This is a genomic window from Herbaspirillum sp. CF444 (assembly GCF_000282135.1).
Lineage (GTDB): Bacteria > Pseudomonadota > Gammaproteobacteria > Burkholderiales > Burkholderiaceae_D > Herbaspirillum.
In genome coordinates this window covers 17,472-29,965 of the sequence record NZ_AKJW01000109.1, presented here as the reverse complement: position 1 = coordinate 29,965, position 12,494 = coordinate 17,472, and the positions used below count along the sequence as shown (strand labels likewise).

Genomic DNA, 12,494 nt, shown 5'->3' with positions numbered 1-12,494 from the left:
GCTGCAGGCGTCGCCTGCCGTTGTTGCAGCGCCTTGCCGTAGCACCGCTACGTCGCGTCGCTGCGCCTAGGCAGTCAACGCCTGCCGCGCGTTCGCACTCGCAAACTGATTGTTAACAGGCCCTAACGATGCATGAGCCACGCAGCACATCTTTGACGCGGCATCGGCCTGCAAAGCATCGATGATTTTTACTTCTCGTCCGGCGCAAAAAACCAATGCGCCAATTGCTGTGTTCTTGTTCCGCGGCCTGTCTGTGTGGGCCGTCGGGTCTCTGCTGCTTTGTTTTTCGATTTAATATTCAGTACACTGAATGTTTGAGAAAAGTATCCTCCAACTGCGCGGCGATGTAAACCGGATTTCGCATTTATTTTTGTATTTTCTGTTGCGCGCTGCATCAAAAATGCGTGGCGCAACAGCGCAGCGGCTACACTACAAACCTTCACAACGCATCTTTTTGCAAACCGACAACCATGCCTCGTCCAAGCACAACACAACAAGCACAGAAGCCAGCGCAAGAGAGCCAGCTGATCGATCTCTATGAGCACCCCGGCCATTTGTTGCGGCGTGCGCAACAGATCTCGGTGTCGATCTTCCTCGACGAACTGGGCGGCGACATTACGCCGGTGCAATATGCGATTTTGCGCACGCTGTCGAACCATCCCGGCATCGACCAGGTGACGCTGGCGGGACTGGTCGGCATCGACACCTCGACCGGCGCCACCGTCTGCGTGCGGCTGGAAGAAAAAGGCTTGCTGGTGCGCAAGGTGATCCCGCACAACCGGCGCCAGCGCGCGCTCAACATCACGCCGACCGGCGAGCAGATGCTGAGCGACCTGATCCCGGCGGCGCAGCGTCTGCGCAAACGATTGCTGTCGCCGCTGGAAGCCGACGAGCAGGAGCAGTTCATGCACCTGCTCGACAAGCTGGTGCGCGGCAACAATACCGAAAGCCGCGCGCCGCTGGCCAGCATCAAGCCGGCAGCCGGCGACAGCGAGTAGGCATCGAAGACGGCGACATCAATCGCCTGAAAACATCTCGGCCAAGATCGACCGCAGCCAGACATTGGCGCCATCCTTGTGATACTTGCGATGCCAGTGCTGGCGCAAATCGAAGGTCGGAATGTCCAGCGGCGGCTCCACCAGCCGGATGTTGGAAAACTGCGCGAACGAAGCTCCCACGGCGCGCGGCACCGTCACCACCAGATCCGACGACGCGATCAAAAAGGGAATCGACATGAAGTGCGGCGTCGACAGCACGATGCGACGCTGGATCTTTTTCTTGATCAGCAATTGCTCGAACAACTCCTGACTGCGCCCTTCCGCCCTGATCACGGCATGTCCCAGTTTCAGAAACTGCTCCATCGAAATCTTGCGCGAGCGGATCGGATGATCGGCACGCAGCAGGCAGATGAAGTCATGTGAAAACAGCCGCTGCTGAAACAGGTTGCGATTCTTCAGATCAGGGAAATATCCCACCGCCAGATCCACCTCGCCATTTTCCAGCGCCACGTTCAGCTCAAGCGGCGTCATCGACACCGACGCCACCGAAGCGCCCGGCGCATCGCGCCGGAAACGATCCAGCACCTTCGGCAAAAAAGTCATCTCGCCGATATCCGACAGGGCAATCGTGAACTTGCGACCGGTGGTGGCCGGATTGAACACCTCGCTCGCCAGCACGTCGGTATGGATGCGCTGCAGGATGTCGCGCGTCGGACTGATCAGCGTCAGCGCGCGCGGCGTCGGCTCCATGCCGTGCGAGGTGCGCACGAACAAGGGATCGCCGAGCGCGGTCCGCAGCTTGTTGAGCGCCACGCTGACGGCGGGCTGGCTCATGTCGAGCTTGCGCGCGGCGGCGCTGACGCTGCGCTCCTCGAAGATCGCCAGGGCGATCGGCAAGAGGTTCATATCGAAGTTGGCCATGCGGTCTCCTTGCCGGCGATTCCTGCTCGCATTCTCTATTCGAAAGTCGAATAAATGTTATGCAGAAAATTCTATTTTCAAATAATTTCGCTTCGGTATGATCCTCTTCAACCGGCGCAGGCACAAGTTAAAAACGCAAGCTCAAAACTCAAATTCAAAACGCAAGTGCAAAAAAAGCCGGGCACCGCATGCAACGACATGCCGGATGACAACTATAAACAACAACAGGAGACTTCAACATGCAACAATTCAAGCGTGCACTGTACGGCTTTGCTTCCAGCGTCGCGCTTTGCGCCGCATTCTGCGCCACGTCCAATACTGCCGCTGCCGCCGACCAGGCCATCCGCATCGGCGTCATCACCTCGCTGACCGGCGTCGCCGCACAAAGCGGCGAGCAGATGAAAGCCGGCATCGACACTTACCTGCGCCTGCACGGCGACACCGTGGCCGGCAAGAAACTGCAGATCATCTACAAGGACGACACCGGCCCGCAAGCCGACGTCGCCAAACGCCTGGCTACCGAACTGATCAGCCGCGACAACGTCGACATCATCACCGGCTTCGTCTTCACTCCCAACGCGATGGCGGTCGCCGCCGTGGTCGACAAGGCGAAGAAGCCGATGGTCGTGATGAACGCCGCATCGTCGGCGGTCACCACCAAGTCGCCTTACATCACCCGTACTTCCTACACCATCGCACAGTCGGTCAAGCCGCTGGCCGAGTGGGCCTACAAGACCGGCTCGCGCCGCGTGTTCTCGATCGTCTCCGACTATGCGCCGGGACTGGACGCCGACACCTGGTTCACGAAGGCCTTCACCGCACTGGGCGGCACCGTCACCAGCTCGGTGCGCGTGCCGCTGACGACCGTGGACTACAGCGCCTACCTGCAACGCATCAAGGACGAGAAGCCGGACGCGATCCATGTGTTCCTGCCCAACGGCCAGCCCATGGTGTCGTTCATCAAGGCTTACAAGGAAAAAGGACTGGACAAGGCCGGCATCCGTTTTCTCGGCGGCGAGGGCTGGGCCGATGAGGACGTGCTGAGCATGGGCGGCGATGCGATGCTGGGGATTTACACCGCCGGCTTCTACTCGTTCTCACGCCCCGGCGCCGACAACGCCAAGTTCCTGGAAGCGTTTTCGCAGACCGTGAGCGGCCGCTTCAAGCCGAACTTCCTGTCGGTGTCGGCCTATGACGCCATGGCGCTGATCGCCAAGACGCTGACCAAGACCAACGGCAACACCGACGGCACGATCTTCATGAACGCCGTCAAGGGCTACGGCGCGCCCAGCCCGCGCGGCACCGTCGCCATCGACGACAAGACCAACGACATCGTGCAGACCATCTATATCCGCCGCATCGACAAACAGAACGGCAAATACGTCGCCACCGAGATCGACCGTTACGACAACGTCAGGGATCCGGCCAAGTAATCAGCAATATTGAAAGGAGTACATCATGTTTCCACTGAATCAATGGTACGTCGCCGGCTTTGTCCGGGAGCTTCAGGACAAGCCCCTGGCCCGCACCCTGCTCAACCGCCCGGTCGTCCTGTTCCGCACCGAGTCGGGTCAGGTCGCCGCGCTGGAAGATCGCTGCTGCCACCGCAGCGTGCCGCTGTCGTGCGGCTCGCTGGAAGACGGCGGCATTCGCTGCGGCTATCACGGCCTGTTGTATGCGCCGAGCGGCCAGTGCATCGAAATCCCGGGCCAGGTCAAGATTCCCGGCAAGGCCTGCGTCAAGGCGTACACGGTTGCCGTGCGCAATGACATCATCTGGCTCTGGCTGGGTGAGGGTATCGACAGCGCCGACAGCCGTCCCGACGGCCAGCCGCCCGAAATCGCCGCGCACGACAATCCGCGTTACAAGTACAAGGGCGGCGTGTTCCACTACGACGCACCGTATCAGCTGATCCACGACAACCTGCTCGACCTCAGCCATGTCGGCTACGTCCACGCCAGGACCATAGGCGGCAACGCCAAGACGCACATGGAAGCGCCGACCAACGTCACCAGCGACGGCGACAAGGTGCGCGTGGTGCGCTGGATGAAAGCATCGCAGCCGCCGGCAACTTATAGCGCGGCCTGGCCGTTCAAGGGCAAGATCGACCGCTGGCAGGAAATCGACTTCCACGTCACGCATCTCAACATCTTCACCGGCGCGGTCGACGCCGACACCGAGTCGCTGGAAGACCCGAATCGCGGCGGCTTCCACATGCGCGGCTTCCACGGCATCACGCCGGAGACGGAGACCACCTCGCACTACTTCTGGACCATGGCCAGCTCGTCGCATCCCGACGCCCCGGACAACCTGGAGCTGGTCTACCAACAGACCGCCGCCACCTTCGAAGAAGACCGCGTCATCATCGAAGCACAGTACCGCAACATGCGTCGGTTCGAAAACGCAGCGATGATCGACATCCACGTCGACGCCGGCGCCAACCGCGCGCGCCGCATCGTCGCCATGCTCAGCCGACAGGCCGAGCAGGCGGCCTGAACCGGCGCCTGTTCCGGACGCGCTGCGTGGCGCGCTCGTCTTCCTTGTTCAATGATCGCTACCGTGCCTGACTGCGGAGCGATCGCCTACGCTCCGACATCATGAACGTCACCATTTCCACTATCCGCGACAGCGGCGCCGGCATCCGCATCTTTGAACTGCGTGCTTCTCGCGGCGAGACGCTCCCGTCCTATCAGCCCGGCGCGCATATCGACGTCACGCTGGGCAATGCTCTCGTGCGTCAATACTCGTTGTGCTGCAACCGGCCGTCGCCTGAACGCTATCGCATCGCCGTCAAACGAGAGCCGCAATCGCGCGGCGGTTCCGCCTGGTTGCATGAACAGGCCAGGGAAGGCGACACGCTGCAGATCGGCGTTCCGCGCAATGCCTTTGCATTGGCTGATGCGGCTGATTCACATCTGCTGTTTGCGGGTGGAATCGGCATCACGCCGGTGTTGTCGATGGCGTATGCGTTGTTGAATCGCGGTGCGGCATTTCATCTGCATTATTTTGTACGAGATGAAGACTGTGTTGTGTTTCGCGATGAACTGACGGGGACATCGTTGGCTCGTCATGTTTCCCTCCATGCAGGTTTGTCGCCGCAGCAGACGGCTGCCGCCATTTCTTCGGCGCTGGAGCATGCCGCTGTCGATACGCATGCCTACACTTGCGGTCCGGGACCATTCATGGCGACTGTGATTGAGCTGGCGTCTGCAAAACTTGGGGCATCTCAGGTGCACAAGGAGTCGTTCTCGGCGCCTGTTGCCGATGCCGGCGACCAGGCTTTTGTGATTCGTTTGAGAGATCGCAGGGAAATCGGTATTGCTGCCGACGAGACTGCCCTGGCTTGTGTGCAGGCGGCGGGAATTGACGTGGATTGTTCTTGCGAGGTCGGGGTGTGCGGCACCTGCCGGACGAAGGTGATTGAAGGCGTTCCCGATCATCGGGATGCATTTCTGAGTACGGAGGAGAAGGCTTCCAATTTGTGGTTCATGCCCTGCGTTTCCCGGGCGAAGACGGGGACGCTGGTGTTGGATATCTGAATGGATGATGGCGGTTTACAGCTGCTCCGCGAGGAGAAAATCCGACACCGCGGCGGAAAATTCCTGCGGCAACTGATCCGGCAAAGGCACCATGCCGCCCTTGATCGAGACCAGTCTGCTGCCCGCGATCAGCGCCGCCAGCTTCGATGCATAAGGCGATGCGTGCGGATCGTCGCGGGCTTCTATGAGCAGCGTCGGCGCTGACAACAGCGAGATCCGATCTTCCATGACGTAGTCGGACACTACGCGATGACCATGCGAAGCCATGTCGCCGGCCTTGATGGCGTCAACGATGTAGCGCTCCATCAGATCGATGTTGCCGGCCGGGTAATACGGCTGGCGGCGGCTCCACAGTTCCGTCAGATGTGTTCCTTCCGTGCTGCGCTCGACGTCGTCAATGGTGCGGCGGCCGGCATGCGCAGCGCGCCGCGCGGCATCGTTGAACGGGCATGACGACAAGACCAGCGCCGCAATCCGTTCCGGATGGCTGGCCGCCATTTCCAGTGCCGTCACCGCACCGGTGTGATGGCCGACGACGGCCGCTGTCGAGATCCCCAACGCATCCAGCAACTCGAAGGAAACTCGCGCCCAGCGCTCGATGGAATGTTCTTCCACGGGCAGCCGGCAAGAATCGCCGAAGCCGATGGTATCCATCGCGATGACCTTGAAATTCCGTGCCAGCAATGGAATGACATCGCGAAATTCATCCCAGGAGCGCGGCGTCTGATGCAGCAGCAATACGGGAAATCCGTCGCCGGCGGTGGCAATGTGGATAGCTCCGGAGGCGGTTTCAACGAAGCTGCGGGCAGGTGCAAAGGTCGTCATGTCGGGGCCTTCTGATACGTTCAGGGTTGGTGACTCAAGGCAAGCGGGAAGCACAGGCCTGGCCGCCTGCATTCAGATCTCGAGCACCAGTCGTCCGCGGGTGATGCATCCGCTCTCCAGCGCCGCATGCGCGGCGGCGGCATCGGCCAACGGGCGGACTTCGCTCACGCACGGTCGCAATACGCCCTGCTGCGCCAATCCGGCGACCGCATGCAGCACGTTATGCTGATCGGTGATGAGCGCACGCGTCACGCGCACGCCGTATTCATCGGCGCGGTCGATGATGGGCTCAGCCATCAGCCAGACCAGATGGCCGCCTTTTTTCAACACCGGATAGGAACGCAAATGGGTCGCGCCGCCGACCAGGTCGAACACGACGTCCTGATCGCGCAGCTTGCCAAAATCATCGCGGTCGTAAGCGATGGCTTGCCTGGCGCCCAGTCCGAGCACGTAGTCGATATTGGCGGCACGGCAGGTTGTCGTCACTTCCGCGCCGAGATGGCTGGCCAGTTGCACCATCAGACTGCCGACCGCTCCCGATCCGCCATGGACCAGCACCTTCATGCCCGGCCGGACATTGGCGACCTGCACCACGGGTATCCAGGCGCTGATGCCCGGTTGCATGAGCGCCGCCGCTTCATATCGCGACAGGGAGCCGGGCTTGCGTACGGCGCGCTCTTCCGCCACCGCGATGACCTCGGCGCAGGAGCCGCCGGTCAGCATGTCGACCATCACGCACACGGCATCGCCAACCGCAAAACGCGTCACGGCGCTGCCGATGGCTTCCACGATGCCGACGCCGTCGCGTCCCGGTATCTTCGGCAGCGCGACGGGCAAATGCGCCTTCAGCAGACCGGCGCGAATCTTGGTGTCCACCGGTGCAACGCCTGCGGCAAGCATGCGGATGCGCAAGTCTTTCTCGCCCAATCCAGCCGGCTCCAGATCGACCATCGCGAGTACGTCCGGGGGGCCATACTCCTTGAACTGAATGGCGCGCATGCATTTATCCGGAAAGGAATTGCTCAGCGCATCAGCGCCGAGTAGTTCGGCACATTGGTGGCCCAGCCTGCCGTCAATGGCGCAACAAACACGTTTTCGGTGCGTGTGCGCGAGATCTTCCAGATGCCGTCGACCTTCTTGAACAGATTGTTCAGGCGGCTTGATCGCAATAGCGAAGAACCATCGCTGAAAATCCAGGGCTGGCAATGCACCCACTGGCCATCGGCTTCGTCGCCGTTGACGTGGATCTGTTCGGAAGTGAGGTAGTGCACGTTGAGCAGCAGCGCAGGATCGCTCTTCTGCCCCCAGAATGCCTGGAAGTGCTTGCGGATCGCTTCCTTGCCGTCGGCCCGGCCGAATTGGCCTTCATAGTAGGCGCCGACGCCTTCCCAGATGGCGTCTTCCGAATACAGTTCCAGGATTTTCTCGATGCGTTCGTCGACGGACCTTATCGGTTCCGGGCACGGCGTATCGCACAGGAACATGTAGCGCGCCTGAATGCGGCGGATATCTGCTTCGGCTTCCAGTACGTTCAGTCGGCGCTTGATGTCGACGATATCGTTGCCGTAGTTTGGTGAATCGCTCATGCTTTCCTATTCTTTGGGATGATCGAATACTACTCAGAAATGCTGTGCTTGTTGCGGTTCGGCCGCTGCCCCGATATTCAGCCCGCCTCCAGCATCGAGCCCAGCGAATGGTAGCCCCGGTTGAAATAGATCAGGCAGCGCGGTTCCGATGCGATGGCGATATCGAGCACAGAGCAGAAAAACACGCTATGCGTGCCGACCTGTTCCACCCTCCTCACCCTGCAATCCAGATTCACGGCCGCATCGAGCAATACCGGGGCGCCGCTGCTCAGGGTGCTCCAGTTGCCGGCGGCATAACGCTCGGACACATCCGTGCCGCGGCGGCCGAAGATCGTCGACAACTGTTCGTGTTGCGACCCCAGCACATTGACGCACAGCACGCCGTTTTCCCTGATGACGTCATGCGCGCCGGCGTTCCGGTTGACGCAGACCAGCAGCGTCGGCGGTTCGTCGGTCACGCTGCAGACCGCCGAAACGGTCAGGCCATGGCGGCCGGAGACGCCGTCGGTGGTGACGATATTGACCGCCGCACCCAGCCGGCTCATCGCATCGCGAAATGTCTCCCGCGACGATTGCTTCTGTACCATGTCGGTGTTCATGTCAGGCTCCGGATTCACAGATAGCGCTTGAGCAGTTTCCTGGTCGCGATGCGCAACACGCGGTCGAACAGATAGCCGAGCAGGCCCAATGTGATGATGCCGACGAAAACCCATTCGGTACGGCTGAAGTTGCGGGCGGTCCAGATCAGGGCGCCCAGGCCTTCACGGGCCGACACGATCTCGGCCGAAACCACCGTCAGGAACGAGTTGCCCATCGCGATGCGCGCGCCGGTGACCATGAAAGGCACCGTCGAAGGCAGGATCACGGTGGTCAGGATCTGCCACTGTCCGGCGCCCAGCGAGGAGGCTGCCCGTATGCGCAGCGGGTTGACCGCTTGCACGCCGGCGATGGTGTTCAGCGTGACGATGAACACGGTTGTGTAGAAGATCAGCGCGATCTTCGACAACTCGCCGGGGCCAAGCCAGATCACTGCGAGGGTGACGAAAGCGATCGGCGGAATGAAACGGAAAAATTCGATATAGGGGTCGAGCAACTGGCGTATCAGTTCAAAGCGGCCCATGAAAATGCCCAGCGGCACGCCGATCAGCACGCCGGCGCCCCAACCGGCCAGGATGCGGCCGGAGGATGCCAGGATCGATTGCTGCAAGGTGCCGTCGCCGATCAGTTCCAGCGCCGCAGCCCAGGTTATCGAAACCGAGGGCAGGAACAGCGACGAGGTATACATCGATGCGAGCTGCCAGAGCAACAGGCCGCCGACGATGGCCACCACCGAAATGAAAAACGGCCGCATCGCTTTCATGCGCTTTCCCTGACCGGATGATTTGACGAACACGGCAGGCTGGCTTGCCGTCGGAGTCGTCTGGCTAAGCTCTGTCATTTCATCAACTCCTCTTCCATCAAACCTTGTGCGCGCAGCACGCGCGTGACTTCTGCACCGATGTCGTCGCGAATGCGCGCATAGAGCGCCATGCATGCCGGATCGGCGGGGTCGCGCGGATGCGGCAACTCGACTTTCTCGATCACTTTGATGCCGGCGCGCGGACCGGCGGTCATGGTCACCACGCGGTCGGCCAACAGGATCGCTTCCCAGATGTCGTGGGTGACGAAGACGATGGTGCAGCCGGTGCTCTTCCAGATTCGATCGAGTTCGCCTTGCAGCACTTCGCGGGTCTGGGCATCGAGCGCGCCGAAGGGCTCATCCATGAGCACCACCGACGGTTCATTCACCAGCACGCGCGCAATCTGCGCACGCTGACGCATGCCGCCGGACAATTCACCGGGAAACTTGTCGATGGCGTGCTTGAGGCCGACCAGCGAGACGTAGCGCTCGGCCGCGCTGCGCCGTTCCGCCGCAGCCACGCGGCGCAACTTGAGACCGTATTCGACGTTCTCGCGCACGCTCAGCCAGGGAAACAACGCCTCCGAAGACTGGAACACGACGCCCCGGTCCAGCCCGGGTCCGCTCACGGGCTTGCCATCGACCAGGATCTCGCCGGCCACATCCTGGAAACCGGCGATGGCGTTCAACAGCGTCGACTTGCCGCAACCGCTCGGACCCAGCAGGCAGACGAACTCGCCGGCGTGGATGTTCAGGTCGATGCCGGCCATGATCTCATTGGTGCCAATCGTCAGTCCCACCCGTTTGAGGGAAACAGAGGAACCCCGTGCCGAGTTTGCCATGTGTTACCCCTTGTAGAAACCGCGCTGCAGGACCTTGCCCATGTCGACCGGCGCCTTGATCGCCTGCTTGGAAAGCAGGAACTGGCTGATGGCGTTGGCGGTCTTGAGGTCCTCATTGCTAAAGTCGCGGATGACAGGCTCCATGTCCTTCAGCGAATTGAGCGTCTGCGGCACCGGGATCCTGGTAATCGCCTGTACCGACTGGGCGGCGCGCGGCGGGTCCTTGCGGGTGATCTCGGCAGCTTCGGCCAGCGCCTTGAGGATGTTGCCCGCCACGTCCTTGTTCGATGCCAGCCAGCCGCTGGTTGCCGACAGCCACAGGGTGCTGGTATAGCCGACGTCGCCGCAAGTCATCAGGATGTGGCCGCCTTGCTGCACGCCCAGCGTCGGCCATGGTTCCCACACGAAGTAACCGTCGATGTCGCCGCGCGCCAGCAGCGCCGGCAACTCAGGCGGCCCGGAGCGCACCATCTCGACCTTGGCCGGATCGATGCCCAGCTTTGTCATCGTGAGGCCGGTGACGTATTCGCTCACGGAGCCGGCGACGATGCCGAACTTCTTGATCTTGTCGGCGCTGGGAATACCCTTGCGCGCCACCAGCTTGAGATAAGTCCTGGACTGATAAGTCACCGCCAGCGGACGCAGCTCGGCGCGGGAGAGGCGCACGATGTGAGTCGGCTCGCCGGCACAGGCCATGTTGACCTGATTCGCCACCAGCGCATTGAGCGCCTCGCCGCCGTCGGTATAGGACTGTACCGTTACGTTGGCGCCGTACTTGGCGAACAGTTTCTCGTTGGCAGCCACGAAGAAGGCGGTAAACACGGGGTCGGCGCCGACCCCGATGGTCACCGGCGCATTCTGCGCCAGCGCCGACGCGCCGGGCAGATTTCCGACGACAAGCATGGATGCCCCACTGAGGAGGAGAGTACGACGGCGACGAAAGACAGTGAAATTGGTCACGAGCTTGGTCCTCATATTTGGATTAAGACTGGAATCATCGGGTACCGCAAACTTCTTCGCTCCTAAGCCGAAAAGCTAAATGCCTGAGCGCATGCTGCATTTTTCATGCCTGGCGAGTGACGACTGATTCGGCATGCGCGTCCTGAGCGCACCAGGTACGCGCGACGCCGATCGATACAAACTGCAAATCTTATTTCGCAACGGCGAGCATCGGCGTCATGCGCGCAAATACCGCGCCGGCCGTGTCATAGGTGCTTTCGCTGAGTGCGGCGTGCTGCGTCACCACCATGGCGTCGCGCACGATGCGCTGCAGCCGGTGCGTACTCTGGATCGCCGCCATGCCGGCAATCTGATAAGCCTCTTGCACCACCTCGGCGGAAGTGCGCGCGGCGTAGGTCGCACTCAGCCGCAGCAGCGTGTCTAGCTGCTCCGACACCGGATCGCCGGCCAGCACGCAGTCCCAGGCCTTGATGCAGGTGTCGTAAAAGAAACCCCGGGCGCTGCGCCACTTTGCTTCACACAGTCCCAGTTTGATGCGGTAATAGGCGCGATCACCAAGTCGGGCGGCGCCCGGCATGATCTTGGCGCCGCCCGCCATGTCGGTGACGATGTCCAGCGCCGCGCGTGCAAGACCGATGTTGACGGCGGCGTGGACTTCAGCCTGATAGGCCAGGGACGGATAGCGGAACAACGGCTCGTCGATCAGGCCCGGAGCGCCGCGCACGCAGGTCCATTCATGCGCAAAGAATTTGCCGTTGAGACGGGTGTCGTGACTACCGGTGCCTTGCATGCCGACCACGTTCCAGTTGTCGACAATCTCGACCTCGTCGGCCGGGCAGACGGCCATCAGCGCCGGCGCCGGCTCGCCATTCACAGACGGCGCATCGTTCTTGACGCCGACGCCGATCCAGTCGGCGCCCTTGCAACCGCTGGCGAAATGCCAACGCCCGGAAACCTTCAGGCCGCCCGGCACCGCTTCGGCGGCTTGCAGCGGATACAGGCCGCCGGCATAGGCCTGGTCGGGTCCGTTGGCGTAAATCTTTTCCTGAGTCGCCAGCGGCAGCGGCGCCAGATACGTGTTGGCGGAACCGAAAGCCGCGACCCAGGCAGCCGAACCGTCTGCGGTGCCGATGCGCTCGATCATTTGCAAAAATTCGGCAGGAGGCAGGGCATCGCCGCCGAAGCGTTTGGGTGTACTGGCACGAAAGATGCCCGCGCGCTTCATGGTTGCGATAGCATCTTTCGGGACATGCGAAAGTTGATTGAATTCATCGCGGCGAGCCGACACTTCGCGAATGAGTGCATCCATCGCAGTTTCATGCACGTGTTCATCCGGGCTTGGGTTGACGCCGGCAGGTTGCAGCGATGCGTCGGGGACCGATTGATTCATAAGAGAGCGTGCCTGGGTGATGTCGATGAACCAG

The 12,494-nt window shown here is 61.4% G+C and carries 13 protein-coding genes; 4 read left to right on the top strand and 9 right to left on the bottom strand.

Annotation, left to right across the window (positions count from 1 at the left end):
- Nucleotides 1-470 precede the first annotated feature (470 nt).
- Nucleotides 471-998, top strand: a complete 528-nt coding sequence (locus PMI16_RS22535) for a MarR family winged helix-turn-helix transcriptional regulator (RefSeq protein ID WP_007883950.1) — start codon at nucleotides 471-473, stop codon at nucleotides 996-998.
- 18 nt (nucleotides 999-1,016) lie between these two features.
- Here the strand turns inward: PMI16_RS22535 and PMI16_RS22530 are convergent, their stop codons facing one another.
- Nucleotides 1,017-1,919: a LysR family transcriptional regulator gene (locus PMI16_RS22530; RefSeq protein WP_007883949.1), complete on the bottom strand. Its 903-nt coding sequence runs from the start codon at nucleotides 1,917-1,919 to the stop codon at nucleotides 1,017-1,019.
- 239 nt (nucleotides 1,920-2,158) lie between these two features.
- Here PMI16_RS22530 and PMI16_RS22525 point away from each other — a divergent pair, with 239 nt between their 5' ends.
- The 3 genes from PMI16_RS22525 to PMI16_RS22515 all read left to right on the top strand — a co-directional run bounded on the left by PMI16_RS22525 (nucleotide 2,159) and on the right by PMI16_RS22515 (nucleotide 5,458).
- Nucleotides 2,159-3,352 carry an ABC transporter substrate-binding protein gene (locus PMI16_RS22525; RefSeq protein WP_007883948.1) on the top strand — a complete coding sequence of 398 codons (1,194 nt, stop codon included), beginning with the start codon at nucleotides 2,159-2,161 and terminating at the stop codon, nucleotides 3,350-3,352.
- A 25-nt stretch (nucleotides 3,353-3,377) separates the two neighbouring features.
- Complete coding sequence (locus PMI16_RS22520) at nucleotides 3,378-4,415, top strand: aromatic ring-hydroxylating dioxygenase subunit alpha (RefSeq protein ID WP_007883947.1); 1,038 nt, start codon at nucleotides 3,378-3,380, stop codon at nucleotides 4,413-4,415.
- Nucleotides 4,416-4,651: 236 nt separating this feature from the next.
- Nucleotides 4,652-5,458, top strand: coding sequence for a PDR/VanB family oxidoreductase (locus PMI16_RS22515; protein ID WP_237719926.1), 807 nt, complete (start codon nucleotides 4,652-4,654; stop codon nucleotides 5,456-5,458).
- A 15-nt stretch (nucleotides 5,459-5,473) separates the two neighbouring features.
- Here PMI16_RS22515 and PMI16_RS22510 read toward each other — a convergent pair whose 3' ends face one another.
- The 8 genes from PMI16_RS22510 to PMI16_RS22475 form a co-directional block, all read right to left on the bottom strand.
- Nucleotides 5,474-6,283 (bottom strand): alpha/beta fold hydrolase, encoded by an 810-nt coding sequence (locus tag PMI16_RS22510; RefSeq protein WP_007883945.1) that lies wholly within the window; start codon nucleotides 6,281-6,283, stop codon nucleotides 5,474-5,476.
- Between the two features lie 72 nt (nucleotides 6,284-6,355).
- Nucleotides 6,356-7,282 (bottom strand): NADP-dependent oxidoreductase, encoded by a 927-nt coding sequence (locus PMI16_RS22505; protein ID WP_007883944.1) that lies wholly within the window; start codon nucleotides 7,280-7,282, stop codon nucleotides 6,356-6,358.
- A gap of 23 nt (nucleotides 7,283-7,305) precedes the next feature.
- Nucleotides 7,306-7,869, bottom strand: coding sequence for a nuclear transport factor 2 family protein (locus PMI16_RS22500; protein ID WP_007883943.1), 564 nt, complete (start codon nucleotides 7,867-7,869; stop codon nucleotides 7,306-7,308).
- Between the two features lie 77 nt (nucleotides 7,870-7,946).
- Nucleotides 7,947-8,468 carry a flavin reductase gene (locus tag PMI16_RS22495; protein WP_007883942.1) on the bottom strand — a complete coding sequence of 174 codons (522 nt, stop codon included), beginning with the start codon at nucleotides 8,466-8,468 and terminating at the stop codon, nucleotides 7,947-7,949.
- 14 nt (nucleotides 8,469-8,482) lie between these two features.
- Nucleotides 8,483-9,307: an ABC transporter permease gene (locus PMI16_RS22490; protein WP_007883941.1), complete on the bottom strand. Its 825-nt coding sequence runs from the start codon at nucleotides 9,305-9,307 to the stop codon at nucleotides 8,483-8,485.
- The gene (locus tag PMI16_RS22485; protein WP_007883940.1) at nucleotides 9,304-10,110 is read right to left on the bottom strand and encodes an ABC transporter ATP-binding protein; all 807 of its coding nucleotides are present in this window, start codon (nucleotides 10,108-10,110) and stop codon (nucleotides 9,304-9,306) included. Before PMI16_RS22485 ends, PMI16_RS22490 begins: the two co-directional genes overlap by 4 nt.
- A 3-nt stretch (nucleotides 10,111-10,113) precedes the next feature.
- Nucleotides 10,114-11,085 (bottom strand): ABC transporter substrate-binding protein, encoded by a 972-nt coding sequence (locus PMI16_RS22480; RefSeq protein WP_085942297.1) that lies wholly within the window; start codon nucleotides 11,083-11,085, stop codon nucleotides 10,114-10,116.
- A gap of 175 nt (nucleotides 11,086-11,260) precedes the next feature.
- On the bottom strand, nucleotides 11,261-12,460 hold the full coding sequence (locus PMI16_RS22475) for an acyl-CoA dehydrogenase family protein (protein WP_007883933.1): 1,200 nt from the start codon (nucleotides 12,458-12,460) through the stop codon (nucleotides 11,261-11,263).
- Nucleotides 12,461-12,494 lie beyond the last annotated feature (34 nt).